Source organism: Pantoea sp. MT58, assembly GCF_014495885.1.
In the GTDB taxonomy this organism is placed as follows: domain Bacteria; phylum Pseudomonadota; class Gammaproteobacteria; order Enterobacterales; family Enterobacteriaceae; genus Pantoea; species Pantoea eucalypti.
Map to the genome: position 1 here is coordinate 2,370,688 of NZ_CP061083.1, position 24,612 is coordinate 2,395,299.

The window sequence follows — 24,612 nt, forward strand, 5'->3', positions numbered from 1 at the left end:
ATGGCTGCTTACATCGCCCCCGGCTGGTATGGCAAACTGCCATCGACTGGTGACTTTTTGCACCGTCGGCTGAGCGAGCAACAGATTAGCCCCTGGAATCACTGGTTCCAGCAGGGATTGATGCACTGGCATCAGCAGGCGTGGTCCAGTAGCGCGAACTTCCTTCATGCGCCAGTGTGGAATTTTGTCCTGCCGGTGACCGCGACCCGACCCCAGATACAGATGGGCTGTTTACTGCCCTCCTGTGACCGTGTTGGACGCGCCTGGCCGCTTCTGGCACTGCACAGCTTTTCACTGGCGCAGTGGCATCCGGCCCAACTGACCATCTCTGGTGACTGGTTTCAGGATCTGGGCGCGACGCTGCTACAGGCTGTTCAGACCCCGCTGGATGGTGAGCAGTTAGAGCAGCAGATTCAGGCATTGCCGCCGCTGCTGGTTCCCGCCAGAAAGCCTTCTGAAATTATGGATGTGCTCGGCTTTCAGGATCTGCCCTGCACGCTGAGCTGGCGTGAAGTGGCTGAACGCTTTGACCCTCAGCAGCACATGAGCTACTGGTGGAGTAATCGTAGTGATGGGTTTGTCCATGCGACCCACAAGCACAGCGGCAATCTCACTGCGCAACTGTTTTCGTTACTGTTCAACCCGGCGGCAGGTTCACTGCCGGGACGTAATGGCCTCTATCCTCCGATGTTCGAGTGAGGCCGGATGCGTTTGCTGTTTAATCTGGGATAACTCATGCAATTTACCATTGTGCAAAGCACCGCGGATTTTCCGGTCAAAAGCGTTGCGTTTCAACCGCCTGGGGGCACCATTGGCCGCAGTCAGGACAACGATCTGGTGCTGCCTGATGAGACGCGGGCTATTTCGCGTCTGCAGGCACTGGTTCACCTGTCACATGACGGAGAGTGTCGCCTGACCAATCAGGGCAGCGTGACGCCGGTAGAACATAACGGCATCGCCCTGGGGCGCGGCATGCAGGTGCTTCTGAAGCATGGCGATGCGTTGCGCATCGGTGACTATGCCCTGGAAGTGCGTGATCCCGCCTGCAATGACGCGCGAAACGATCCCCTGGCGCTGTTTGCTGGTGACAGCGCCGAGCCTGCAAACCCGCTGGGCATTCACGAACATCATGAGGTTGAGGATCGGCTGCTGGTCAACGATTCTCCTCCTTTACGCCACGAGCGCCACAACGATGCGCGTCTGGCCATCGATCCGCAGGCCAGTGAGCCGCAGAAAGCGTTCATGACACAGCCGGTGGATCAGGATCGGCTCATCGCCGCACTGCTGGACGGCATGGGGCTCAGCAATGTGCATGCCACACCGATTGACGAAGAGCAGATGCGGATTACTGGCCGGATGCTGAGCCTGTTTTCTCAGGGCACCGTGGCACTGCTCTCGTCGCGATCCATTCTCAAGCGTGGCGTAAAAGCAGACATGACGATGATCCTGAACGAAGCCAATAATCCGTTCAAGATCCTGCCCTCCGGTAAAACTGTATTGATGCAGATGTACCAGAGCCAGATGCCCGGTTTTATGCCGCCGGAACAGGCGGTACGTGATGCACTGGTCGATTTGCAGGCCCACCAGCTGGGCATGATTGCCGGTATCCGCGCCATTATTGCGGCAATGCTGCAATCCTTTAATCCACAGCGTCTGGAAGAGCAGGCGCGTGCCGATGGCGTGGTATCAAAGCTGCCATTTTCCACCGTCAAAAAGGCGGCGCTGTGGGACTACTTCATGCGTAATTACCAGCGAACTGCCGGGGAGATTGAAGATGATTTCCACACGCTGTTTGGCGAGGCCTTTCTTCATGCCTATGACATGGAGGTGAATCAGTACAAGGACTCGCAGACGCGGGTAGATGAAACATGAAAATTGTTTTTGCCAGCCGCTGCCAGCAGGGCTTACGCGATGAAAATCAGGATCGCACCGGCACAGCGCTGGATGAGCATAAGGCCTGTTTTGTGGTCTGCGATGGCGTAGCCGGTTTGCCTGGCGGGGAGATCGCGGCGCAGCTGGTGCGCGACACCCTGCTCAGCCAGATAGAGGCGCATGACGGTTTTACGCCGGAAATGACCCGTCAGGCGATTGAGCAGTGCCGCCTGGCGCTGCACGAGGCACAGGGTAAAAATCCGAAATATTCACGCATGAGTACGACGCTGGCGGCCCTGTTTATTGACCGCCATAAACAACGTGCATGGTGGGCGCATGCAGGTGACAGCCGGGTTTACCACTTCCGCCGCGGCGCGCTTCATGAGGTAACACGGGATCACAGTCTGGCCCAGCAACTGAAAGATGCAGGCTATGAAAATACCGGTATTAACAGTAATTTACTCTATAATGCGCTCGGCGCTGAGCCGTCTCGCTTAGTGAGCTTTTCAGAAGAGATTGCGCTGGAAGATGGCGATGCTTTTCTGGTTTGTACCGACGGCTTCTGGCTGAATCTGACCAGTGATGAAATGGAACAGGCGCTGCGCATGGTGAATGCGTGTGAAGAGTGGCTGGCTTTGATGGAACAGGCGGTGAGCCGCAACGTGAAGAAAGATAATCTCAGCGCACTGGCGGTCTGGATTGGTGAGCCAGAAGAAGCAACATTGCTTTATTCACTGGCTGATTCGGCGCGCTTTCTGCCGCCTCGTTTTTGATTCCAAGGATCCTTATGAAACTGTGGTTGCCCGGCATCATCACCCTGCTGATTGCCTTTAATGCCCAGGCTGAAAATTATCGGGTGGTCTACTCCCCCAGCCTGGCGCTGGAGGTCTACATCGATAATGTGGTGAGCAAAGCGCCCGACGACTGGTGTAAAGAGACGCTGCCGCTGCGCATCGTCTCCGGTAAAAGTAAGGATTCCGCCGTGCTGACCACCTTTTTACCGCGCGTCGGCACCCTGCTCGCCAATCAGTGCGGATTACTGGATGAACTGCCCTGGCAGATGACCAACAAAGAAGGTGGCGTCATGGCCAGCGGCAGCGCAAGCAAGTTGCAGAACTGGCGCCCTATTGTGATGGCGGATGCCACCGTTAGCGCCAGTGACAGCAACGCCGCACCACTTGACCTGTCACGGCCTGCCAATAGCACGCCGCTGCAACATTTTGATCTCCCCAGCGGCTGTCACTTCCGCACCGCCTGGAATGAAAATGCTCAGACGCTGTTTATACCGGACGTCAGCAAGCAGCACTGCTCGCCGGATGGCTGGGCTGAGGGCAAGAGTGAGCTGACGCTGGTGACCCCGGAACATCCCACGCCGGTCGCTGTCACCTTCTATCAGGGCTATCCCATCGCCAACCTGGCGATTCCGGACAGCAAGCTTGAGGTCATCGCCGCTAATAATCAGCGCATGATTGTGACCCGCCCGGACGCCTCAGATAGCTGGCTGGTCCTGCCCTTTGATGCACGACAACATGTCTGGCGCTTCAATGGCGCACTGTTGATTAAAATGGATAAGAATGCTGCGCAGCAGAATGCTGACGCGGTGAAATCGCGAGTCGATACCTTGCGCAGCCAGTGGGCGCCCTATTTCATGCCACAGCAAAAAGTGAATGTGTTACTTATCGACACCCTGCACGCGGATCTGGTTGATCCTGCCATTGGTGCCTGGCGTAACATCAATTAATTACCGCGCAGCCTGGCAATCAGGCCGTGTACAGAGAGTTCACTATGTCGGCAAATGATAATACGAAAACTGTTCCGAATGCCCTGCCTGACGGCTACCGTTTTAATGAGTTTGAGATCAAGGAAGTCATCGGAGGCGGTGGCTTCGGCATTGTCTATCGCGCCTGGGATCACCAGCTCGAACGCACAATTGCTATAAAAGAGTATATGCCGGTGTCGCTGGCGGTTCGTGCCGCCGATTTGTCACTGGAACTGCGCGGAGAGCGTTTTCAGAAACTGTTTAATGCCGGACTGAACAGCTTTATTCAGGAGGCGCGTCTGCTGGCCCGATTTAATCATCCGGGACTGCTGCACGTGCTGCGCTTCTGGGAGCAGAACGGCACGGCCTATATGGGCACGCTCTACTACAGTGGCATGACGCTCAAAGAGTGGCAGGTTACCAGCCCGGCGTCGATTTCTGAAGCCTGGATCCGCCGTCTGCTGCCGCCGCTGCTGGGTGCTATCAGCACGATTCATCAGGCTGGCTATCTGCATCGCGATATCTCACTCGACAACATTCAGCTTCAGGAGAATCAGCTGCCCGTACTGCTGGACTTCGGCTCGGCGCGTAAGGAGATCGGCAACCTCTCTGACGAAACGGAGATCATGCTTAAGCCTGGCTTTGCGCCCATCGAACAGTACAGCGAAGAGGGTGAGGTTGAACAGGGACCCTGGACGGATATCTACGCCCTGGGCGCGGTGCTGCATAGCCTGATTACCGGTAATCCCCCGCCGGTGAGCGTGGTGCGCTGCATTGAAGATAATTATCAGCCGCTGGTGGAACGCCAGCCGGAAGGCTACTCGCTGCCGCTGCTGCACGCCATTGACTGCGCGCTGGCAATGAAACCTGGCGATCGCCCGCAAACCATCGACGCCTTTGCCGCGCTGATTGATCTGCCGGTCAGTGATGTTGAGGCCGTGGTCAACAGTTTCCCGGTGCCGGGCGAGCCGCCGGTTATGCCGATCGAAGAGGTCGTTGAGGCGACTCCGCCGGTTGTGATGGCGATGAATCATGCTGCAGCCGCAGCGGAGCCTGTTACCCCGCGTGCGGTGCGCAAATTGTCACCTGTCTTGCTGAGTCTGGCGGCCGTGGCTATCCTGGCAGTGGTCGTCGCCATCTGGCTGGCTAATCGCCACACGGCAATGCCAGATGTGGTCAGCAACAGCTCAGCCGTGACGCACCCGGCACCTGCATCGACGCCGCCAGCCGCAGCCGTTCCTGCCGCGCTGGCGACGGTCTATCTGAAGCTGGAAAGCGGTGAAAGCGTAGTGCTCAACGGACAGCAGGTCGAGGTGAAGCCTGGCAGCAGCGGATTTGCCGCGCTGAATCTGGCGGCCGGGCAGTACAAAATAGACGTTCAAAATGGCAGTGAGACGCATACCCAATCCCTGACCATTGATAAGCCTGGAACCTGGCTTATCAATCCGGGCAAGTAATCCCCGGATCGATCGTAAAAGGGCGCGACAGTGTCGCGCCCTTTTCTATGCGGCTTCTGCGCTGCTGATTCGCCTGTGGCCTGATTCAGGCCTGTTTGAGACAGGATTGCTGCAGCGTCCGCACCTGATGCGCCAGCCGGCTCAGGCTCTCTTCCTCCATGCCACGACGGGTGAGTTCCTCTTCCAGTGCAAACAGATACTGCGCATTCGAACCCAGCGGGCCGCTGGCCGCAGCAATGAGCGGCGCAATCGCCTCCGGGCAGGAGTCCGATTCATAAAGCGGATGACGTGGATCCATAATAAAGGTCAGCGCAGTCACGCTGCGGCCATCCTCCAGCTGTAATTCGCACCAGGTCGGTAAATAGCAGCCGGTGATCATCTCACGCTTCCACAGCAGCGCCAGCTCTTCATGTAAGCGCGCTTCCGGCAGACGAAATGCCAGTCCGGTTGTGCGGCCACCCTGTTTCAGCGCCAGCATGCGCCCCGGATGCGTGGCAGTGCCACGTCCCGCGATCAGCCGCAGGCAGAAAGCACGATGCCAGCCCTCCAGCGAACCGGATGCAACTTCATCCGCCTCAAAAATCGGGTTCCACATCAGTGAGCCGTAACCAAAGATCCAGACAGGGCTGTGATCGGGACGGCAGGCCAGCGTGGCGGCCAGCGAGGCGGCGCGCTGCTCGCAACTCCAGAGTAGCGTCTCATCGATATCCCCGAATGATGTTTTACAATCCGCTTTTAATAGAAATTCCCGGGTAAGCAATGCGACCTCCTCAACGTCATCGGCGTCCTGCGAAAGTGCTCCTGTAACATGATCTCCAAAACGGCGCTGCGTTTCGTTCATTAAATTGACATTAATCTATTTACGCGCGGGGTTTCAAGCGTGATTCCGGTCGCAGGTTAAAAAAAACCAGATAAACCTGATAGCGAAGTCGAAAAAAAGGGCTGGATAATCCTGGCCCTTTGACGTGAACAGACTAGCAAGGCGATTACGCTTTAGGATGCCACTTATCGTCATTCCCTTTTTCATACTCTTTTTTCACGGCTGACCAGGCGACCTTATGCGCCACTTCTTCCCGCGAATCATCGCCGCGTCGATCTTCCGCCTCTTTATATTGATCCCACGCACTGTTAAATGCCTGCTGATAGATATCCTGCGCATGCGCAGGAAGCACGTGCTTAACGTTGTCGGGTAAGTCGGTTCGTTTATCGTAAGGCATAATTTTTCCTCTGTTTATCGTCGCGGTTTAGTGTTTCTGGTTAAGCCTGGCGCAACAGTAAAAAAACGCAAACCTGTACTTATCGTCACTTCAGTTTAAAAATATGAGCCCATCCCTGAAATTTAGATTAAAATGCCATTTTTGTGACATATATCGTCAGGATAGGTGCATAGGTCAAACTTGTTGTATCCTGATTAATATTGCAATATTCCAGATAACATCAGGTTAATATCATTTCAAAAGGTTATTGCACTTAAGTAAAAACCAGTAAATTTCTCCTGTCAGGGCCGGTGAAAAGATAAACTGCGCACTGCCCTAAAACTGATTATATTTCTAACAGCAGCCCCCGCTGTGTCCGGATAATCATTAACCAGAGAGGATGGTGAATGCCTTCACATGAAAAAACTCGTCACAAGGAATTCTCGCTGATATTTCCCCTTATCACGCTGGGTATACTCTATTTTTTTGGTGCTAACACCGCATTTCCCGTTGTCGTCGGTATCAACTTAGTGGCATTGATTGCCATTCTGAGCAGCGCGTTTAGCGTGGTGAGACATGCAGATGTGCTGGCCCACCGGCTGGGCGAACCCTATGGCTCACTGATTCTGAGCCTCTCTGTCGTCATTCTGGAAGTGAGTCTGATCTCGGCGCTGATGGCGACAGGCGATGCCGCACCCGGCCTGATGCGCGATACGCTTTATTCGATTGTGATGATTGTGACCGGCGGGCTGGTCGGCTTTGCGCTGCTGCTGGGCGGTAATAAGTTTGCGACGCAGTACGTCAATCTGGCGGGCGTGAAACAATATCTGATCGCTATCTTTCCCCTCGCGATTCTGGTGCTGGTATTTCCCAACGCGCTGCCGGGCGGTAATTTCTCTGTCACCCAGGCCCTGCTCATCGCGGCAATTTCAGCCGCAATGTATGGCGTTTTCCTGCTGATTCAGACCAAAACCCACCAGAGCCTGTTTGTTTATGAGCATGAAGATGAGAGTGACGATGGGGATCCGCATCATGGTAAACCTTCGGCGCACAGCAGCGTCTGGCACACTATCTGGCTGATCGTGCATTTGATTGCGGTCATTGCCGTGACCAAGATGAACGCCAATACGCTGGAAAGCCTGCTGACAGACCTGAATGCACCGGCACAGTTTACCGGCTTCCTGGTGGCGTTGCTTATCCTCTCGCCGGAAGGGCTCGGCGCAATTAAGGCTGTGCTGATGAATCAGGTACAGCGCGCCATGAACCTGTTCTTTGGTTCGGTGCTGGCGACTATCTCCCTGACGGTACCGGCAGTAACCATTATCGCCACCCTGACCGGACAGGAGCTGATATTCGGTCTGGAGCCGCCACAGATGGTGATTATGATGGCGTCGCTGATTCTCTGTCAGCTCTCCTTCTCGACCGGACGCACCAATGTATTGAACGGTGCCGCCCATCTGGCGTTGTTTATCGGATATCTGATGACCATCATGCTGTAACGGCAGCGGGCTTCAGACGAAAAAAAAGAGCGAGTAATCGCTCTTTTTTTTTCAGCAAACTTATTTGCTGGTATCGAGTTCCGGGAAGCTTTTCACCAGATCGTCAATCGCTTTCATCTGCACCAGGAATGGCTCCAGCTTATCCAGCGGCAACGCGGATGGGCCATCACACAGGGCGTGTTCCGGATCCGGATGCGCTTCGATAAACAGACCGGCAATGCCGACCGCCATACCGGCACGCGCCAGCTCAGCCACCTGAGCACGACGACCGCCTGATGCTGCACCGAACGGATCGCGCGTCTGCAGCGCATGGGTCACATCGAAAATCACCGGGCTGTTTTTGGTGACTTTCTTCATCACGTTAAAGCCGAGCATATCGACAACCAGATTGTCATAGCCAAAGTTGCTGCCGCGATCGCACAGGATAACCTGCTCGTTGCCACCTTCAGCGAACTTATCAACGATGTTGCCCATCTGACCCGGGCTGACAAACTGTGGCTTCTTAACGTTGATAACTGCGCCGGTTTTTGCCATCGCTTCTACCAGATCAGTCTGACGCGCCAGGAAAGCTGGCAACTGAATCACATCCACCACTTCAGACACGGGCTGCGCCTGTGACGCTTCATGAACATCGGTGATGATCTTCACGCCGAAAGCCTGCTTCAGCTCCTGGAAAATCTTCATCCCTTCTTCCAGGCCCGGGCCACGATAAGAGTGAATTGAGGAGCGGTTCGCTTTATCAAACGACGCCTTAAAGACGTAAGGGATACCGAGTTTCGTGGTGACGTTGACGTAGTGTTCGCAGATGCGCATCGCCAGGTCGCGTGACTCCAGCACGTTCATCCCGCCAAACAGTACAAATGGCAGATCGTTTGCGACGTTGATATCGCCAATACTCACGACTTTCTGTGTCATGCCCTTTCCTTTTCAGTGGGTCCGCTTAGTGCAGCGTGACCTGTTTTTGTTCGATTGCGTGAATCTGAACTTTGATCATTTCGCTGACCGGGTCTTCAGGACACTGCTCAACGAAGTAAGTTAAATCATTCAGCGCGATATGTTCGCACTCCAGCTGCGCGTAGATCAAACCGCGGTCGCGAATTTCATAGGGATCATCCGGATCGATACGCAACAGCACCTGACTGACGTTCAGTGCCAGTTCCATCTTCTGCTCTTCCATCAATGCCGCTTTCAGCGTGTCGAGCATTTTGCGCATCACGGTGACGGTCTTCGCTTCGTCGAGGTCATCATCATACAGACGCGCGGTCGGGCTGATGTTGCCTTTGAGCCACACTTCCAGCGTGTGCCGGTCAAGGGTTTCGCCATTGAACGGATTGATCATCCACTTGTCGCCATCAATCCAGTCCGCACGCAGAATCAACTGCGTCGGGAAAATCACCGGCATCAGCGGCAGTTCCAGCTCGGCGGCAATATGTAGCAGGATAACGCCCAGTGACACTGCCGTGCCCTGACGCGTCTTCAGCACATTGTCGATCCAGAGCGCATCAGAAAGCTTGTAGACACCGCTGGCGCCGCGAAATCCCCACTGGCGATAAAACAGCTCAAGCAGCTTTTCCAGCTGCATATCCGCATCTTCAGCGTGGCTGACATAGTCACGCGCTTCGGCGACTAACGCCGCAAGCTGCGCTTCCACCGACAACGCCGGAAAATCGGCGCGGATGGCAAGCGTAGCGCCAATCACCGCTTCACACAGCGGTGTCTGGCTGAAATCTAATTGTTCGGTCGAGGTCATACTATCCCCATAACGGCATTTTAGTCAGCGCCAGCGTAATGATGGTCACCAGGGCGAGTAACGCCACCAGAAAAGCGATCCAGCGGGTGCGATCAGTGCGTGGACGGCGACTCAATGCCACAAATCCTAAGGCGATGTAGATGATAACCGCTAAAAGCTTCTCCGTCAGCCAGCTTCCTTGCGGCGTGAAGGGATAGAAGTGAGTAATCATCACCAGCGAGACGCCGGTCACCAGTAACAGCGTGTCATTAATGTGCGGCAGAATGCGGACCCAGCGTTTCGTCATCATTGCCGAACCACAGCGCAGCCAGTAAAACCGCAGCAGGAACAGCGTCACGGTCAGCACGACGGTTAAGATGTGCAGATTTTTAATCAGAGGATAAAAGGCGACCATTATAAATCCTTTTTAAAGCGCTTTTATTAGGGGAACTGACCTAAGGTGACTCGTGGATTGCCACCGTAATCGTTGACGGTTTCAACGGCGTGATAGCCATTCTGCCGCATCAGCGTAGCCACCGCTTCGCCCTGCTGCCAGCCATGCTCCAGCAGCAGCCAGCCGCCGGGTAGCAGCCACGCAGGTGCCTGCTCGATCAGCGTGCGCAGATCCGCCAGTCCCGCCTCATCGGCCACCAGCGCGCTGCGCGGTTCGAAACGCACGTCACCCTGCTCCAGATGACTATCGCTGGCATCAATATAGGGCGGATTGCTGACGATGAGACTAAAGCGCTGCGGCGTGAGAGCCTGGAACCAGTGACTGAGCAGAAAGCGAGTGTTGCTGAGGCTGAGCTGCTGCGCATTACTGCCTGCCAGCTCAACGGCGGCCTGAATGCGATCCACGCCGGTCACCTGACAGTCGGGCCGCTCGCTGGCCAGCGCCAGCGCAATCGCTCCGGTGCCGGTGCCCATATCCAGAATGGTCGAAGGTGTCGCGGGCAGATGCGCCAGCGCCTGTTCAACCAGCAGTTCGGTATCCGGACGCGGAATCAGCGTGGCGTCAGTGACGCGCAAGGGCAGCGACCAGAACTCGCGCTCTCCCACCAGATGCGCCACCGGTTCACCCCGGGCACGACGCGCCAGCAGGCTATTCAGCTGCGCCAGCTGTTCATCGCTGAGCACCGTTTCATCAAAGGCAATTAACCAGCTGCGTGACTTGCCGGTCACGTAACCCAACAGGATCTCAGCGTCACGCTTCGGACTGTCACCACCACATAGCGTGGCAACCGCCTGTTTCAGCCAGTGACGAAAATCCATTAATCCTGACCAGCCAGCGCCGCCAGCTGATCCGCCTGGTATTCCTGCACAATCGGCTCGATCAGGCTGTCAAGTTTGCCTTCCATCACTTCATCCAGACGGTAGATCGTCAGGTTGATACGGTGATCGGTCACGCGGCCCTGCGGGAAGTTATAGGTACGGTTGCGGTCAGAGCGATCGCCGCTGCCCAGCAGGTTGCGGCGGGTGCTGGCTTCAGCGGCGTGACGGCGGGCCATCTCTGCCGCGTGAATACGCGAACCCAGCACCGCCAGCGCTTTAGCTTTGTTTTTATGCTGTGAACGTTCGTCCTGGCACTCCACCACGATGCCGGTGGGCAGGTGGGTAATACGAATCGCGGAGTCGGTGGTGTTAACGTGCTGACCGCCTGCACCAGAAGAACGGAAAGTATCGATTTTCAGGTCACCGGCATTGATCTCCGGCAGTTCCGCTTCCGGGATTTCCGGCATCACGGCAACGGTACAGGCTGAGGTATGGATACGGCCCTGAGATTCGGTCTCCGGTACACGCTGCACACGGTGGCCGCCTGACTCAAACTTCAGGCGCCCATAGGCACCGTCGCCGGTCACGCGAGCAATGACTTCTTTGTAACCGCCATGCTCGCCTTCGTTGGCGCTGATGATCTCCACGCGCCAGCGACGCGCTTCGGCATAGCGGCTGTACATACGGAACAGATCGCCGGCGAAGATCGCGGCTTCGTCGCCGCCGGTGCCGGCGCGCACTTCAATAAAGCAGGCGCGCTCATCATCGGGATCTTTCGGCAGTAACAGAACCTGCAACTGCTGCTCCAGCACGTCATTTTTCTCACGCGCTTCCTGCAACTCTTCCTGCGCCATATCACGCATTTCAGGGTCGTCGAGCATCTGCTGCGCCGTTTCGATATCTTCCTGTACCTGCTGCCAGTCGCGGAAGCAACGGGTCACATCGGTCAGTTGGGCATATTCGCGTGACAGCGCACGGAAACGCTCCTGATCGGCGATCACGCCAGCATCGCCCAGCATCGCTTCCACTTCTTCGTGGCGCTCCTGCAGGGCTTCCAGTTTGGCAACTATAGAGGTCTTCATTTAAATGTGGGATTCCCGTAACAGGTGGCGACAGCGGTGTACCTAATCGAGACCCAGGCTGTCGCGTAAAATCTGCAGGCGTTCATTATCGCCATCGCGGGCGGCCTGCTGAAGTGATTTGGTTGGAGCATGTATTAAACGGTTGGTCAGCTTGTGCGCCAGTTCCTGCATGACTTTCTGCGGATCGGCACCCTGCTGCAGCGCCTGCAGCGCACGGCCTTCCAGCTCAGCGCGGATTTCATCCGCCTGAGAACGATATTCACGGATCGTATTCACCGCGCCCTGTGAGCGCAGCCACGCCATGAATTCGCTGCTTTCCTGAACCACGATGCTTTCGGCCTGAACCGCGGCCGCTTTGCGCTGCGCCAGGTTCTGTTCGATGATCGCCTGCAGGTCATCCACGCTGTAGAGATAAGCGTTAGGCAGATCGCCCACCTCCGGCTCTACGTCGCGCGGCACCGCAATATCGACCAGCAGCATCGGTTTGTTGCGGCGCGCTTTCAGGGCGCGCTCCATCATTCCCTTGCCGATAATCGGTAACGGACTGGAGGTTGACGAAATAATGATGTCGGCTTCAGCCAGACGGGCATCGATCTCCGCCAGCGTGATCACTTCCGCACCCACTTCCGCCGCCAGCGTTTCAGCGCGCTCGCGGGTACGGTTGGCGATGATGAGATTTTTGACCTGATGCTCACGCAGATGACGCGCCACCAGCTCAATGGTTTCGCCTGCGCCGACCAGCAGTACATTGACGGAAGAGAGAGATTCGAAGATCTGGCGGGCCAGCGTACAGGCGGCAAACGCCACCGAGACCGCGTTAGCACCGATATCGGTTTCTGTGCGCACGCGTTTGGCCACAGAGAAGGTTTTCTGGAACATGCGCTCCAGTTCACTGCTCAGTGCCTGACCGCGCGAGGAGTCAGCAAACGCTTTTTTTACCTGACCGAGGATCTGGGGTTCACCGAGTACCAGGGAGTCGAGTCCGCTGGCGACGCGCATCAGATGGCTGACCGCCTCGTTATCCTGATGCCAGTAGAGGCTGTTGCGTACATCCTCTTCATCCAGCTGATGATAATTACATAACCAGCTCACCAGACGCGCCTGTAAGTCGGCCTGTTGCTCTACACTCAGGTAAAGTTCAGTCCGGTTACAGGTGGACAACACCACGCCGCTCTGCACCATGGGCTGTGATAACAGGCTGTTTAACGCCTGCTCAAGCGTCTCCGGCCCGAACGAGACGCGTTCGCGCAGAGCAATGGGGGCTGTCTTGTGATTGATTCCGAGAGCGAGCAGCGTCATGGCGGTTTTAGTTGGGATGTCCCAATAATGTCAGGGTTTTGTGATGCGCATTCTACAAGATGCGGCAGATCAAGAAAAGCCATACAAAGGCTATGACTGTAATAAGATTAACCCGATCGTGCGCAATTTGCTGCATAACAGCATTGACGGTTAAAACCGGGACGGTTAGCGTTATCCGTTACGAAAAATACATGTGTCCGAGGAGATGACCACTTGATGCTTAATACACCACGCAATCTGTTGCGCCTTTTGCCCCTTGCCAGCGTCCTGCTGGCGGCCTGTAGCGTCAACAAACCGCAAGGCCCGGGCCCCAGCGTTACCGCGCCACAGTGGCAACAGCATCAGCAGGCGGTCTCAAAGGTTACGCACTATCAGACCCGCGGTGCCTTTGCCTACCTCTCTGACAAGCAGAAAGTCTATGCCCGCTTCAACTGGCAACAGACCGCGCCTGATCGCTATCGCCTGCTGCTGACCAATCCACTGGGCAGTACCGAACTGCAGCTTGATGCACAGGGCTCGGTGGTGCAGATCGTCGATAACAAAGGCAAGCGTTACGTCAGCAATGATGCACAGAAGATGATTTCGCAACTTACTGGCATGAACATTCCGCTGGCAAACCTGCGCCAGTGGATGATGGGTCTGCCTGGCGATGCCACCGATTATCAGCTTAACGAGAACTATCAGCTAAGCAGCCTGAACTACAGCCGCGACGGCCAGAACTGGCAGGTGTCTATTGCGGGTTACGATAGCAAAGTTACCCCACCGCTGCCGTCCAGCCTGGAGCTGAAAGAGGGTGATCAGCGAATTAAACTGCGTATGGACGGCTGGACCGTTCAATGATCACCCACTGGCCTGCCCCGGCAAAACTGAATCTTTTTCTCTACATCACTGGCCGTCGTCCCGACGGCTATCACAACCTGCAGACGCTGTTTCAGTTTCTGGATTACGGTGACCAGTTGCAGATTACCGTTGATGACAGCGATTCCATTAAGCTGTTAACGCCGGTGGCAGGCGTCGCGGATGCAGATAACCTGATTGTGCGCGCCGCAAATAGGCTGAAACAGGCAGCCCTGAATAAGCATTGCCTGCCTGCTCGTGCTGGCGCACAGATCGCCATTGAGAAGCATCTGCCCATGGGGGGCGGCCTCGGTGGAGGTTCATCGGATGCTGCTACCGTACTGGTGGCGCTGAATCATCTGTGGCAAACCGGCTTCACACCGGATGAGCTGGCAGCAATTGGCGTGAAACTGGGCGCGGATGTGCCGGTGTTTGTGCACGGCTTCGCGGCTTTTGCGCAGGGAGTGGGTGAACAACTTCAGCCCGCAGAGCCGGAAGAAAAGTGGTATCTTGTCGCTCATCCCGGCGTGAACATCAGCACACCAGTGGTATTCAACGACCCCGAACTGACGCGTGATACCCCATCGCGCAGTTTATCGACGCTTTTAGCTGCACCCTTCACCAATGATTGTGAAGCAGTGGTAAGAAAACGTTTTCGTAAGGTTGATGAGCTTGTTTCCTGGCTGCTAGAATACGCGCCGTCACGCCTGACTGGCACGGGCGCTTGTGTGTTTGCTGAATTCGACACTGAGTCTGCTGCCCGTCAGGTGCTGGAGCTTGCCCCGAATGGGGTGCGCGGATTTGTAGCCCGGGGCGTAAATGTTTCGCCGCTACAGCGTACCCTGCGAGGCGATTAGCGATTGCGTGACAGTGTCACCACGTTCCAGACACTGCACGTTTCGCATCAACACACCCGTGTGAACGCACATGACTGTACGCGCCGGTTACTGTCATGCCGTTCATTCTCTGGACGCAAAGCCTGAGGTTCTTCTCGTGCCTGATATGAAGCTATTTGCTGGTAACGCCACCCCGGAACTAGCACAACGTATTGCCAACCGCCTTTACACCAGCCTGGGAGACGCCGCTGTAGGACGTTTCAGTGATGGTGAAGTGAGCGTACAGATTAACGAAAATGTACGCGGTGGTGATATTTTCATCATCCAGTCCACCTGTGCCCCCACCAACGATAATCTGATGGAACTGGTTGTGATGGTCGACGCGCTGCGTCGTGCTTCTGCTGGTCGTATTACCGCAGTCATTCCCTACTTTGGTTATGCCCGTCAGGATCGCCGCGTGCGTTCCGCGCGTGTGCCAATCACCGCAAAAGTAGTGGCAGACTTCCTTTCCAGCGTCGGTGTTGACCGTGTTCTGACGGTTGACCTGCACGCCGAGCAGATCCAGGGCTTCTTCGACGTCCCGGTTGATAACGTATTTGGCAGTCCGATCCTGCTGGAAGATATGATGCAGATCGGTCTGGAAAACCCGATTGTTGTTTCTCCCGATATTGGTGGCGTAGTACGTGCCCGTGCTATCGCTAAACTGCTGAACGACACCGATATGGCTATCATTGATAAACGCCGCCCTCGCGCGAACGTTTCTCAGGTGATGCACATTATTGGTGACGTTGCTGGCCGCGACTGTGTGCTGGTCGACGACATGATCGACACCGGCGGCACGCTGTGCAAAGCGGCTGAAGCGCTGAAAGAGCGTGGTGCTAAACGCGTGTTTGCTTACGCGACGCACCCGATCTTCTCCGGCAATGCGGTTGAAAACCTGCGTAAATCCGTTCTGGACCAGGTGATCGTCTGCGATACCATCCCACTGTCTGACGAGATTAAGTCACTGCCGAATGTGCGCACGCTGACTTTATCTGGCATGCTGGCCGAAGCGATTCGCCGCATCAGTAACGAAGAATCGATCTCGGCGATGTTCGAGCATTAATTCTTCGCGGAACCGGGCCCTGTGCCCGGTTTTTTTAAGCCAGCCAGTCGCCCGACTAACGCACTTCTTTTTCTGATTTTTCCGCGATAAATTTCCCCACTATCCCCTATTTTCAACGCCACTCACTCTTTTAGTAAAACGCTGCGTTCCCCGCTTCTGCCCGATGCCGTTAAGTGGTAATTTGCAACGCAATTTTAATAAGAACCCGGCCCTCATGAACCTCGATATCTATACCTTATTTATTTGCGAGCTTTATGTACTGGGGTTTCTGAGCATCATCATGGTCTTTGCCTGGATTGGATCGCAGTATGACCGCGTTCTGGGCTTCACCTGCCTGTCGCTGATATTTACCCTGATTTCCGTGTTCTTAAGTAGCCTGCGCAGCAGTGGTCTGCATTTTCTGCCGATTGCGGTGGGCAATGTTTTAGTGATGCTGGCTTATGGCGGATTGTTAAATGCGTTGCGGCGCTTGAGTGGCAAACCCATCGGTACCCACTGGCTGCTGGGCGCGCTGCTCTGGGCACTCCTCTGCTGCTTTCCGGCCTTCTATTACAGCTTGCCCAGGCGAGTATTTGTGCTGTGTATCGCCTGTATGGCCTATACCGCAGCATTTATTCAACTGGTCTGGCTGGCTCGTGACTCGCTAAAATCGACTTTCTGGCCTGCACAGTTGCTGCTGTGGATTCACCTGCTGTTTCATCTGGCGCGCATTTTTCTGGATAGCGCCATTGCCAGTACCAGGCATGGTGCCATTGGCGGATCGGACTTCTCGGTTTACGTGATTCTGGAGTCCATTCTGTTTGTCATTGGCCTGACATTTACCATTCTGGCCATGGTGAATGAGCGGATGCAGAGCGTGTTGAAACACACTTCCCTGCACGATCCGCTGACCAGCGCCTGGAATCGCCGTGCTTTATTTAACGAAGCAGAAAAAATTGTGGCGCATTGCCGCCGTCAGAACCGGCCTTATAGTGCAATCCTGTTCGATCTTGATCACTTCAAGAGCATTAATGATCGGTATGGGCATCAGCAGGGTGACCAGATTTTGATCCACTTTTGCGGCATTGTCAGAGAGCTGATGCCTGCTGACGGGCGCTTTGCAAGGCTGGGTGGAGAGGAGTTTGCGGCGATAATCCCGGCCGGAGCAAAGGAGACGGAAGCCTGGTGTGAAGCGACACGACTGGCGGTTTGTAAGTCACAGCCCAATGAGATTACCTATTCAGTCAGCATTGGATTCGCAACGCTGACCCAACCGCATCAGGGCTTTGAGGATTTACTGGCACTGGCAGATGCGGCGCTTTATCACGCGAAAGCCAGTGGCCGGAACTGCACTGCGCAGCATCCGGTCCCGGCTGCACTCACTTAATGATGTGAGTTGTGCGATCTGCGGCAGCGTTTGTCATAGTGACGCAGCCAGTAATAACGATCTTCTACCTTTTCACGACCACTCAGACCGGCGCCCACCAGCCATAGCAGCGCACCAATAAAGATGCCTAAAATCGCCCCCTGAGCCAGAAGTTGTGGCAGATCAAGTGAGGGGAGCTGATTAATAATTGAGAAGCCGACGCCCAGCACCATTGTCACTAATCCCAGTACCATCAAGCTGTTACCTGCTACACGGCAGTGTTGGTATTTCATGCTGCACCCCCATCCTTATGAGAAAATGACCGCACACAATGTTAAGTGCCATAAGTTTAGGCAATGGGTAAAGATTACGTTGCGGACTGGATCACACATCAGTCATAAAGCATTCCCTGGCCCTGAGTCCAGCCTGTTGATTTAGATAGAAAATGATTAATCACTTCACTGAACCATTTCGGCGCTTGTGCTTTGTCATCCTGGCTGTGGCGAAGTAAACTAACGCCCTTTCGCAATAACAGCAGGATAATCATTGTGAGCAGCATTAAACTGATTGTGGGCCTTGCCAATCCGGGCGCTGAATATGCCGCCACGCGCCACAATGCGGGTGCCTGGTATCTGGATTTACTGGCTGAGCGCCACAATCAGTCACTGAAAGAGGAAGGCAAATTCTATGGCTACACCGCCCGCCTGATGATCGCCGGAGAGGATGTGCGCCTGCTGGTGCCGACCACCTTTATGAACCTGAGCGGTAAAGCGGTTGCGGCGATGGCGACCTTTTATCGCATCGCGCCGGAAGAGATTCTGGTGGCACACGATGAACTTGATCTGCCACCCGGCGTAGCCAAGTTTAAACAAGGCGGCGGGCATGGCGGTCACAACGGTCTGAAAGACATCATCAGCAAACTGGGCAACAACAACAATTTTCATCGGCTCCGCATCGGCATCGGGCATCCCGGCGATCGTAATAAGGTAACCGGATTTGTACTGGGCAAGCCGCCTGCCAGTGAGCAGAAGCTGATTGATGATGCCATTGATGAAGCGGTGCGCTGCACCGAACTGTGGCTGAAAGAGGATCGCATCAAGGCGATGAATCGGCTGCACGCCTTCAAGCCTGCTTAAACGCCCGAATCGTCGTGATTCCGTGTATAATGCGCGAAATTTTTCTATTCGTCTCCGACAGTCCGTCGCCTGACGCACTGTCCATCCAGTTATAAAGGGTATCAAACCATGGGATTCAAATGCGGTATCGTGGGCCTGCCGAACGTCGGTAAATCCACTCTGTTCAACGCGCTGACCAAAGCGGGCATCGAAGCGGCTAACTTCCCTTTCTGCACCATTGAGCCAAACACCGGTGTGGTGCCAATGCCTGACCTGCGTCTCGACCAGCTTTCTGAGATTGTTAAGCCACAGCGCGTGGTGCCGACTACCATGGAATTCGTCGATATCGCGGGCCTGGTGAAAGGCGCGTCAAAAGGTGAAGGCCTGGGCAACCAGTTCCTGACCAACATCCGCGAAACCGAAGCGATCGGCCACGTGGTGCGCTGCTTTGAAAACGACAACATCATCCACGTGGCGGGTAAAGTGAACCCGGCTGAAGATATTGATGTGATCAACACCGAACTGGCCCTGTCCGATCTTGAGACCTGTGAACGTGCGATTCAGCGTGTGCAGAAGAAAGCCAAAGGCGGCGACAAAGATGCCAAAGCCGAGCTGGCTGCACTGGAAAAATGCCTGCCGCATCTTTCTGAAGCAGGCATGCTGCGTTCACTGGATCTGGATGCAGACGACAAAGCGGCCATCCGCTATCTGAGCTTCCTGACCCTGAAACCCACCATGTACATTGCTAACGTCAATGAAGATGGTTTCGAGAACAACCCGTACCTGGATCAGGTGCGCGCTATCGCCGAAGCAGAAGGTTCTGTGGTGGTGCCTGTGTGTGCCGCTGTTGAGTCTGACATTGCTGAGCTGGAAGATGAAGACCGTGACGAGTTCATGGCCGAACTGGGACTGGAAGAGCCGGGCCTGAACCGCGTGATCCGCGCCGGTTACTCGCTGCTGAACCTGCAGACCTACTTCACCGCTGGCGTGAAAGAAGTGCGTGCATGGACCATCCCGGTTGGCGCAACAGCCCCACAGGCAGCCGGTAAAATCCATACCGACTTTGAGAAAGGTTTTATCCGCGCCCAGACCATCGCGTTTGAAGACTTTATCGCCTATAAAGGCGAGCAAGGTGCGAAAGAAGCCGGCAAGATGCGTTCAGAAGGTAAAGAGTACATCGTGAAAGATGGCGATGTGATGAACTTCCTGTTCAACGTCTGATTTTTTTCATGCGGTTTTAGCAACCCCATAAAACCTGACAGACTCGCTAAAACCTACGCAATAGCGTGGGTTTTTCTTTTTAACGCTCTCACAGTAGTGTCTGTCAGCAGATTCCCGCAACGCTGGAATCATGACCTAAAAGTTTACTGCTTTAGCGCCTCTCCTTCTTCTGCAAAACCCGCCAAAAGAATCTAAAGCTACCTGAGCGCACCCTCTTCCCCTTCTCTTCACCTGAAACGGCACCTGTTCAGCCACGGATAAACTGCGCCTCACACTGCCGGGCGATCTCCCACAGCCTGTTACGGATGACCTGCTTAAGTTGCAGAGTGGACTGCGACTGCGGCTGGTCACGGCGGCTGATCAGCATCACTTCAAACGGCAGAGGTTGTGCTATGGGCAGCAGCTTTAACTGTTCGGCATAGCGGCAGGCGGTGAAAAGATCCACGACGCCCGTGCCGCCGCCTGCCAGCACCATATCTGCAATGACCGAATAGGTTTTAATCGACAATGACACAGCGGGGTTCAGTTTCTTATCGCGCAGCGCACGGTGAAGTACGCGTCCAAGCGGATCCTGAGCCTGCATCATCAGTAAATTATTGTTGCACAACCACTCCAGCGTAACGGGTTCATGCCAGTGATGATTGAGCGGTAGCAGCGCCACCATGGAGGACTGAAACAGAGGCTCGGCCAGGAGATCCGCATCGACCTGCTGACCAAAAACCAGCGCAAAATCGAGCTGATTCTCCAGAATCATCTGGCATAAGGTACTGAAGTGCTCGGTGACCAGTTCCACACTGACCGAGGCCATCTGTTGCCGCCAGGTGACCAGCGCGGGAGCCATCACCATCTGACCAAACGCGTGAGCGGCGCCAACGCGAACGAGTTGCCCTTCGCCACGCCTTAGCTGTTCGGTGAGCTGGGTAATGGATTGCAGGCGCTGGCAGAGATCCTCTATTTCAGGCAGCAGACGTCGCCCTTCTGCCGTCACACTCATTCCCTGTAGCCGTCGCTCAAACAGCGCAAATCCCAGCTGCTGTTCAGCGTGATTCAGCACACGGCTGATATTCGGCTGCGACACATTCAGCAGGCGCGCCGCTGCGCTGATGCTGCCGGTCTGTACGATGGCCTGAAAGACTTCTATATGGCGGAGCCGCATGATGATTTACCCTGGATGGAATACCGGACACGGAGGCCTCTTCAACCAGCTGTACCGGCGGAGAGTGAGAGCAATCATTATCCTGCAGCAAAAACTGTACCGCAAAATCAGTGCAGCCCCGGCATAAAGTTGCTACGACTGCGTACTCGCCAGATAGGAGAATGCACTGAGTAAGCTGATCAACGTTTCCATTTTCTCCGCCTGATACGCCACGGTAACGGCATCAAGGCGCGTGACGCCGGGGATAAGACTGAACAGATCGGCCAGTACAGGTTTAGTGGCCTGAAGCCGCATCGTGTAAGGTGCCGTCAGGCGGGTTGTGCTCACCTGATGGAGATGTTGCAGTGCGGCACTTGCCGCGGCAGCGATCGCATGCTGTGCCGCCTGCGGACTGACCGATTCCGCGCAGGTATGCGAAATGGCGCGCTTTACACAGACGTAATCGACCGCTGGGTAATATTCCGCTATCCAGCTCTGTAACTGATCGTCACCCGTGACCAGCAGCAATGGCGTGCCCTGTTCAGCAGCGGCAGCCGCATAAATATCGGTTTCGCCCATCACCACATCATTAATATGGATACGCCAGAATGCCCGACCGTTAATGGTATGCGCCAGTACGCCAGATTCACCTGCTGCGCTGTGAAATCCCACCAGAAACAGCCCGTCGAACGTCTGCTGTTCTATCCCCTCCACCATCGACAGGCAGCGGGGTTTGCCCTGCACCAGTCGGGCGCGGGGATCGATATTTTCCGCACGCAAATTGGTCATCTGAGCATGGCTGTCTGCAACCACCACTTCGGTTGCCCCACCCGCAAACGCACCCGCAATCGCGGCATTCACTTCCTGCTCCATCAGACCACGGGCGATCTGATGCTCCGGGTGGCCGGGTGAACATTGCTCCGGGCGCATGACCCCCGCGATACCTTCAATGTCGGCCGAGATAAAAATTTTCATGAGGTTAATTTATCCAGAATCTGCGTCAGTGAGGGACGATGATGACCGCGAAAGCCAGTAACAGCCTCTGCGCTCAACAAGGCATCGAGTACAGCCTGTTCCGTTGCATCCGCTGCGGCAGCAAACAGCGGCTCCAGCGTGTCGTCCTGTGGCGGCAGTGGCAGCGGTTGCGTGGAAAACGCCACGGCAATATCGCCCGAGCCGTGTCCCCAGTAACTGCCCAGCCTTCCAAGACCGGCACCGGCTCGCTTCGCGATGCGCTTTAGCTGCCGTGTGTCCAGCGGGGCATCTGTTGCCATGATGATGATGACAGAGCCGGCATCACGCTGCGGCGCCTCTCCGGCGAGCAGCGGCGCAATCATCTCGCCCGCCCGGACGCCATCCAGTGTGAGTGCCTCCAGCGCGCCGAAATTGGCCAATACCAGCACGCCAAGCGTGGCGTTGAGTGAAGGAATTACCCGTGAGGCGGTTCCGATGCCCCCTTTCAGACTGAAACAGCTCATCCCGCGTCCCGCGCCGACGCTGCCACGCGCGAAGTCTGCGGAGGCCGTCTGCAGCGCCGCCTTAGCCATATCCTCACTGATTGCCAGCGCCTGGATATCATTCAGCCAGCCATCGTTGCACTCCAGCACCAGTGGGTTCACCGTGGGCAACGTCCTACCCAGTTCCGGGTTACAACGGATGGCATCGCGCACCAGCGCGGTAAACAGCGTGCCAACCGCCAGCGTGTTACTGAGCAGAATCGGCGTCTGAAGCACGCCAAGTTCCTCTATCTGAACCAGTCCGACGGGTTTCGCAAAGCCGTTCAGCACCTCAGCCCCACACGGCAGCGGTGTGAGAAACAGATTATCGCCCGGCGGCAGGATAGCGGTGACGCCAGTCTGCTTTTCGCCTTCATTCAGCGTGTAATGTCCGACACGCACGCCCGCAACATCGCTGATGCGATTAGTGGGTCCGCAGGCGCTTCGTGGCTGCCCAAGCTGACGCAGGTTACGCCAGCGATCAAGCAGCAGATCGCGCTGTAGTTGTTGGTAATCCATCGTCAGCCTTTGAGTTTGGGATCGAGTGTATCGCGCAACGCGTCGCCAAGCAGATTGAATGCCAGCACGGTGATAAAAATCGCCAGCCCTGGAAATACGCTCATGTGCCAGGATCCGGCCATCATCATGCTGCGGCTCATCGCCAGAATATTGCCCCATTCCGGCACGTCTGGCTCCGGACCCAGTCCGATAAAACTCAGGCCCGCCGCAGTCAGAATACTGGTACCAATGCGCATGGTAAAATAGACAATTACGCTGGAGAGCGTGCCGGGCAGAATATGCCGCAGAATAATCACGCGGTCTGGCGCACCGGCACAGCGTACGGCTTCAACATAGGCAGCCTGCTTCAGAGAGAGCGTCGATGCCCGCACGATGCGGGCAAATACCGGCACGCTGAATACCGCGACCGCGATAATGACATTGTTAAGGCCCGTCCCCAGCAGCGCCACCACCGCAATGGCCAGCAACATGCCGGGAAACGCGAATAAGACGTCGGCACCGCGCATGATCAACATATCAACCCAACCGCCGTAATAGCCCGCCAGTAACCCGAACATGACCCCGACCAGCATGCCGATCGTCACCGACAGCACGCCGATATAGAGCGAAATACGCGCGCCATAGATAATGCGACTAAGCAGGTCGCGCCCCAGTTCATCGGTCCCCATCCAGTGTGCCGCCGTTGGCGGTGACGATAACGCCATCCAGTCCGGGGCCATAGGATCCCAGGGCGCCAGCCAGGGCGCAAAGATCGCCACCACAATCAACAGCAGCACAAAGCCGCCTGAGACCAGTGCCAGAGGGTTACGCACGAAGGCATGCAGGAAATCACGCCACGGCGAACGAATGATCTGAGGCGGGTTGTCAGTCAGCAATTGACTACTCATTTCGGCTCCTGTCGCAGGCGAATGGCTGGGTTAACTACCGCGTAAAGCAGATCGACCAGCAGATTAATCACAATAAATTCAAACACGAACAACATCACGAGTGCCTGAATCACCGGCTGATCCTGCGCTTTGATCGACTCAATCAATAACCAGCCTAACCCTGGCCAGTTGAAAACACTCTCGACGACGATGGAGCCACCCAGCAGAAAACCGAACTGCAGACCCAGCATGGTAATCACCGGAATGAGCGCATTGCGCATCACATGCTTCCACGTTACCAGCCGGTTACGCAGTCCTTTGGCTTTGGCGGTGCGCACGTAATCTTCCTGCGCCACCTCAAGAAAGGCCGAACGGGTAAAGCGCGCCATGACCGCCGCAACCGACGAACCCAGCGTGATGGCGGGCAGGACAATATCGCTGGCCTGGTTAAAACCGCTGACCGAAAACAGCCCAAAAGGCATCGCGACGAACTGAATAAGCAACAGCCCCAGCCAGAAGGCGGGCATCGAAATAACGCCTACCGCCACGCTCATCAGCGTCCAGTCCTGCCATCTTCCCCGTTTCAGGGCCGCCATCACGCCGAATAACAACCCGAGAATAACGGACCAGGTAAAACCTGCTAAGGCCAGCCACAGCGTCGGCATAAAGCCCTGTCGAATCACCTCCCGCACCGGTTGCTGAGTGCGATAGGTGGTGCCCAGATCGCCCTGCAACAGGCTGCCGATCCAGTGGAGGTACTGCTGCGGCAGCGGATCGTTAAGCCCGAGATGCTGACGCGCCGCCTCGATGGCCTCGATGGGCGCATCCGGTCCGGCATAAGCGCGCGCCGGGTCGCCCGGCATGAGCTTGATAAAACCGAATACCAGCAACGAGACCACCAGCAAAACCGGGATCATCTCCAGTAATCGGCGAATGATGTATGCAAACATGCCATTCCCTGAAATGAGGTGT

The 24,612-nt window shown here is 55.7% G+C and carries 26 protein-coding genes; 12 read left to right on the plus strand and 14 right to left on the minus strand.

Annotated features, from left to right (window positions below):
• Genes tagF through IAI47_RS11230 form a run of 5 tightly spaced genes read left to right on the plus strand, consistent with a single transcriptional unit; the run spans position 1 to position 5,088 of the window.
• Positions 1–699 carry a type VI secretion system-associated protein TagF gene (gene tagF / locus IAI47_RS11210; protein WP_003853123.1) on the plus strand — a complete coding sequence of 233 codons (699 nt, stop codon included), beginning with the start codon at positions 1–3 and terminating at the stop codon, positions 697–699.
• A gap of 36 nt (positions 700–735) precedes the next feature.
• Entirely contained in the window at positions 736–1,872 is a 1,137-nt protein-coding gene (gene tagH, locus IAI47_RS11215) for a type VI secretion system-associated FHA domain protein TagH (RefSeq protein ID WP_003853124.1), read from the plus strand.
• Positions 1,869–2,645 carry a PP2C family serine/threonine-protein phosphatase gene (locus IAI47_RS11220; RefSeq protein WP_003853125.1) on the plus strand — a complete coding sequence of 259 codons (777 nt, stop codon included), beginning with the start codon at positions 1,869–1,871 and terminating at the stop codon, positions 2,643–2,645. Before tagH ends, IAI47_RS11220 begins: the two co-directional genes overlap by 4 nt.
• A gap of 14 nt (positions 2,646–2,659) precedes the next feature.
• Positions 2,660–3,613, plus strand: a complete 954-nt coding sequence (locus IAI47_RS11225) for a hypothetical protein (protein WP_003853126.1) — start codon at positions 2,660–2,662, stop codon at positions 3,611–3,613.
• Between the two features lie 44 nt (positions 3,614–3,657).
• Positions 3,658–5,088 carry a serine/threonine-protein kinase gene (locus tag IAI47_RS11230; RefSeq protein WP_008926159.1) on the plus strand — a complete coding sequence of 477 codons (1,431 nt, stop codon included), beginning with the start codon at positions 3,658–3,660 and terminating at the stop codon, positions 5,086–5,088.
• An 85-nt stretch (positions 5,089–5,173) separates the two neighbouring features.
• On the opposite strand, the gene IAI47_RS11235 is transcribed toward IAI47_RS11230, so the two are convergent.
• Positions 5,174–5,848 (minus strand): gamma-glutamylcyclotransferase, encoded by a 675-nt coding sequence (locus IAI47_RS11235; RefSeq protein WP_003850848.1) that lies wholly within the window; start codon positions 5,846–5,848, stop codon positions 5,174–5,176.
• Positions 5,849–6,074: 226 nt separating this feature from the next.
• Positions 6,075–6,305, minus strand: a complete 231-nt coding sequence (chaB, locus tag IAI47_RS11240) for a putative cation transport regulator ChaB (RefSeq protein WP_003850845.1) — start codon at positions 6,303–6,305, stop codon at positions 6,075–6,077.
• A gap of 386 nt (positions 6,306–6,691) precedes the next feature.
• Here chaB and chaA point away from each other — a divergent pair, with 386 nt between their 5' ends.
• Positions 6,692–7,783 carry a sodium-potassium/proton antiporter ChaA gene (gene chaA / locus IAI47_RS11245; protein WP_003850842.1) on the plus strand — a complete coding sequence of 364 codons (1,092 nt, stop codon included), beginning with the start codon at positions 6,692–6,694 and terminating at the stop codon, positions 7,781–7,783.
• A 60-nt stretch (positions 7,784–7,843) separates the two neighbouring features.
• Here chaA and kdsA read toward each other — a convergent pair whose 3' ends face one another.
• Genes kdsA through hemA form a run of 6 tightly spaced genes read right to left on the minus strand, consistent with a single transcriptional unit; the run spans position 7,844 to position 13,165 of the window.
• A complete protein-coding gene (gene kdsA, locus IAI47_RS11250; RefSeq protein WP_008926157.1) occupies positions 7,844–8,698 on the minus strand; it encodes a 3-deoxy-8-phosphooctulonate synthase in 855 nt (284 codons plus the stop codon).
• 25 nt (positions 8,699–8,723) lie between these two features.
• Positions 8,724–9,533 (minus strand): invasion regulator SirB1, encoded by an 810-nt coding sequence (sirB1, locus tag IAI47_RS11255; RefSeq protein ID WP_003850839.1) that lies wholly within the window; start codon positions 9,531–9,533, stop codon positions 8,724–8,726.
• Between the two features lies 1 nt (position 9,534).
• Positions 9,535–9,927 (minus strand): SirB2 family protein, encoded by a 393-nt coding sequence (locus tag IAI47_RS11260; RefSeq protein ID WP_003850837.1) that lies wholly within the window; start codon positions 9,925–9,927, stop codon positions 9,535–9,537.
• 26 nt (positions 9,928–9,953) lie between these two features.
• Entirely contained in the window at positions 9,954–10,784 is an 831-nt protein-coding gene (gene prmC / locus IAI47_RS11265) for a peptide chain release factor N(5)-glutamine methyltransferase (protein ID WP_003850834.1), read from the minus strand.
• The gene (gene prfA, locus IAI47_RS11270; RefSeq protein WP_003850832.1) at positions 10,784–11,866 is read right to left on the minus strand and encodes a peptide chain release factor 1; all 1,083 of its coding nucleotides are present in this window, start codon (positions 11,864–11,866) and stop codon (positions 10,784–10,786) included. The genes prmC and prfA overlap by 1 nt, the downstream gene beginning before the upstream one ends.
• A 42-nt stretch (positions 11,867–11,908) precedes the next feature.
• Complete coding sequence (gene hemA / locus IAI47_RS11275) at positions 11,909–13,165, minus strand: glutamyl-tRNA reductase (protein ID WP_003850831.1); 1,257 nt, start codon at positions 13,163–13,165, stop codon at positions 11,909–11,911.
• A gap of 216 nt (positions 13,166–13,381) precedes the next feature.
• Here hemA and lolB point away from each other — a divergent pair, with 216 nt between their 5' ends.
• The 4 genes from lolB to IAI47_RS11295 all read left to right on the plus strand — a co-directional run bounded on the left by lolB (position 13,382) and on the right by IAI47_RS11295 (position 17,309).
• Positions 13,382–14,005 carry a lipoprotein insertase outer membrane protein LolB gene (lolB, locus tag IAI47_RS11280; protein ID WP_008926155.1) on the plus strand — a complete coding sequence of 208 codons (624 nt, stop codon included), beginning with the start codon at positions 13,382–13,384 and terminating at the stop codon, positions 14,003–14,005.
• A complete protein-coding gene (gene ispE, locus IAI47_RS11285; RefSeq protein ID WP_008926154.1) occupies positions 14,002–14,859 on the plus strand; it encodes a 4-(cytidine 5'-diphospho)-2-C-methyl-D-erythritol kinase in 858 nt (285 codons plus the stop codon). The genes lolB and ispE overlap by 4 nt, the downstream gene beginning before the upstream one ends.
• Before the next feature lie 136 nt (positions 14,860–14,995).
• On the plus strand, positions 14,996–15,943 hold the full coding sequence (prs, locus tag IAI47_RS11290) for a ribose-phosphate diphosphokinase (RefSeq protein WP_003850825.1): 948 nt from the start codon (positions 14,996–14,998) through the stop codon (positions 15,941–15,943).
• Positions 15,944–16,157: 214 nt separating this feature from the next.
• The gene (locus IAI47_RS11295; protein WP_003850823.1) at positions 16,158–17,309 is read left to right on the plus strand and encodes a GGDEF domain-containing protein; all 1,152 of its coding nucleotides are present in this window, start codon (positions 16,158–16,160) and stop codon (positions 17,307–17,309) included.
• On the opposite strand, the gene ychH is transcribed toward IAI47_RS11295, so the two are convergent.
• The gene (gene ychH, locus IAI47_RS11300) at positions 17,306–17,581 is read right to left on the minus strand and encodes a stress-induced protein YchH (protein WP_008926152.1); all 276 of its coding nucleotides are present in this window, start codon (positions 17,579–17,581) and stop codon (positions 17,306–17,308) included. The genes IAI47_RS11295 and ychH overlap by 4 nt on opposite strands.
• Positions 17,582–17,836: 255 nt before the next feature.
• Here ychH and pth point away from each other — a divergent pair, with 255 nt between their 5' ends.
• Together pth and ychF are read left to right on the plus strand one after the other, a co-directional pair.
• A complete protein-coding gene (pth, locus tag IAI47_RS11305; protein WP_003850818.1) occupies positions 17,837–18,424 on the plus strand; it encodes an aminoacyl-tRNA hydrolase in 588 nt (195 codons plus the stop codon).
• 108 nt (positions 18,425–18,532) lie between these two features.
• Positions 18,533–19,624 carry a redox-regulated ATPase YchF gene (gene ychF, locus IAI47_RS11310; RefSeq protein ID WP_003850816.1) on the plus strand — a complete coding sequence of 364 codons (1,092 nt, stop codon included), beginning with the start codon at positions 18,533–18,535 and terminating at the stop codon, positions 19,622–19,624.
• Positions 19,625–19,871: 247 nt separating this feature from the next.
• On the opposite strand, the gene IAI47_RS11315 is transcribed toward ychF, so the two are convergent.
• The 5 genes from IAI47_RS11315 to IAI47_RS11335 form a co-directional block, all read right to left on the minus strand.
• Positions 19,872–20,780: a LysR family transcriptional regulator gene (locus IAI47_RS11315; RefSeq protein ID WP_008926151.1), complete on the minus strand. Its 909-nt coding sequence runs from the start codon at positions 20,778–20,780 to the stop codon at positions 19,872–19,874.
• Positions 20,781–20,912: 132 nt separating this feature from the next.
• Complete coding sequence (locus IAI47_RS11320) at positions 20,913–21,734, minus strand: M55 family metallopeptidase (RefSeq protein ID WP_008926150.1); 822 nt, start codon at positions 21,732–21,734, stop codon at positions 20,913–20,915.
• Positions 21,731–22,774: a P1 family peptidase gene (locus IAI47_RS11325; protein WP_008926149.1), complete on the minus strand. Its 1,044-nt coding sequence runs from the start codon at positions 22,772–22,774 to the stop codon at positions 21,731–21,733. Before IAI47_RS11325 ends, IAI47_RS11320 begins: the two co-directional genes overlap by 4 nt.
• Before the next feature lie 2 nt (positions 22,775–22,776).
• A complete protein-coding gene (locus IAI47_RS11330; protein WP_008926148.1) occupies positions 22,777–23,661 on the minus strand; it encodes an ABC transporter permease subunit in 885 nt (294 codons plus the stop codon).
• Positions 23,658–24,590 (minus strand): ABC transporter permease, encoded by a 933-nt coding sequence (locus tag IAI47_RS11335; protein ID WP_008926147.1) that lies wholly within the window; start codon positions 24,588–24,590, stop codon positions 23,658–23,660. Before IAI47_RS11335 ends, IAI47_RS11330 begins: the two co-directional genes overlap by 4 nt.
• Positions 24,591–24,612: the final 22 nt, after the last annotated feature.

Bases quoted from the DNA above. Each gene is read 5' to 3' on its own strand.
- ispE (WP_008926154.1), top strand. From the start codon at position 14,002: ATGATCACCCACTGGCCTGCCCCGGCAAAACTGAATCTTTTTCTCTAC.
- tagF (WP_003853123.1), top strand. From the start codon at position 1: ATGGCTGCTTACATCGCCCCCGGCTGGTATGGCAAACTGCCATCGACT.
- kdsA (WP_008926157.1), bottom strand. From the start codon at position 8,698: ATGACACAGAAAGTCGTGAGTATTGGCGATATCAACGTCGCAAACGAT.
- IAI47_RS11320 (WP_008926150.1), bottom strand. From the start codon at position 21,734: ATGAAAATTTTTATCTCGGCCGACATTGAAGGTATCGCGGGGGTCATG.
- prmC (WP_003850834.1), bottom strand. From the start codon at position 10,784: ATGGATTTTCGTCACTGGCTGAAACAGGCGGTTGCCACGCTATGTGGT.
- IAI47_RS11260 (WP_003850837.1), bottom strand. From the start codon at position 9,927: ATGGTCGCCTTTTATCCTCTGATTAAAAATCTGCACATCTTAACCGTC.
- IAI47_RS11325 (WP_008926149.1), bottom strand. From the start codon at position 22,774: ATGGATTACCAACAACTACAGCGCGATCTGCTGCTTGATCGCTGGCGT.
- lolB (WP_008926155.1), top strand. From the start codon at position 13,382: ATGCTTAATACACCACGCAATCTGTTGCGCCTTTTGCCCCTTGCCAGC.
- hemA (WP_003850831.1), bottom strand. From the start codon at position 13,165: ATGACGCTGCTCGCTCTCGGAATCAATCACAAGACAGCCCCCATTGCT.
- tagH (WP_003853124.1), top strand. From the start codon at position 736: ATGCAATTTACCATTGTGCAAAGCACCGCGGATTTTCCGGTCAAAAGC.
- prfA (WP_003850832.1), bottom strand. From the start codon at position 11,866: ATGAAGACCTCTATAGTTGCCAAACTGGAAGCCCTGCAGGAGCGCCAC.
- IAI47_RS11230 (WP_008926159.1), top strand. From the start codon at position 3,658: ATGTCGGCAAATGATAATACGAAAACTGTTCCGAATGCCCTGCCTGAC.
- IAI47_RS11295 (WP_003850823.1), top strand. From the start codon at position 16,158: ATGAACCTCGATATCTATACCTTATTTATTTGCGAGCTTTATGTACTG.
- IAI47_RS11335 (WP_008926147.1), bottom strand. From the start codon at position 24,590: ATGTTTGCATACATCATTCGCCGATTACTGGAGATGATCCCGGTTTTG.
- IAI47_RS11330 (WP_008926148.1), bottom strand. From the start codon at position 23,661: ATGAGTAGTCAATTGCTGACTGACAACCCGCCTCAGATCATTCGTTCG.
- sirB1 (WP_003850839.1), bottom strand. From the start codon at position 9,533: ATGACCTCGACCGAACAATTAGATTTCAGCCAGACACCGCTGTGTGAA.
- ychF (WP_003850816.1), top strand. From the start codon at position 18,533: ATGGGATTCAAATGCGGTATCGTGGGCCTGCCGAACGTCGGTAAATCC.
- chaA (WP_003850842.1), top strand. From the start codon at position 6,692: ATGCCTTCACATGAAAAAACTCGTCACAAGGAATTCTCGCTGATATTT.
- IAI47_RS11315 (WP_008926151.1), bottom strand. From the start codon at position 20,780: ATGCGGCTCCGCCATATAGAAGTCTTTCAGGCCATCGTACAGACCGGC.
- IAI47_RS11225 (WP_003853126.1), top strand. From the start codon at position 2,660: ATGAAACTGTGGTTGCCCGGCATCATCACCCTGCTGATTGCCTTTAAT.
- chaB (WP_003850845.1), bottom strand. From the start codon at position 6,305: ATGCCTTACGATAAACGAACCGACTTACCCGACAACGTTAAGCACGTG.
- ychH (WP_008926152.1), bottom strand. From the start codon at position 17,581: ATGAAATACCAACACTGCCGTGTAGCAGGTAACAGCTTGATGGTACTG.
- IAI47_RS11220 (WP_003853125.1), top strand. From the start codon at position 1,869: ATGAAAATTGTTTTTGCCAGCCGCTGCCAGCAGGGCTTACGCGATGAA.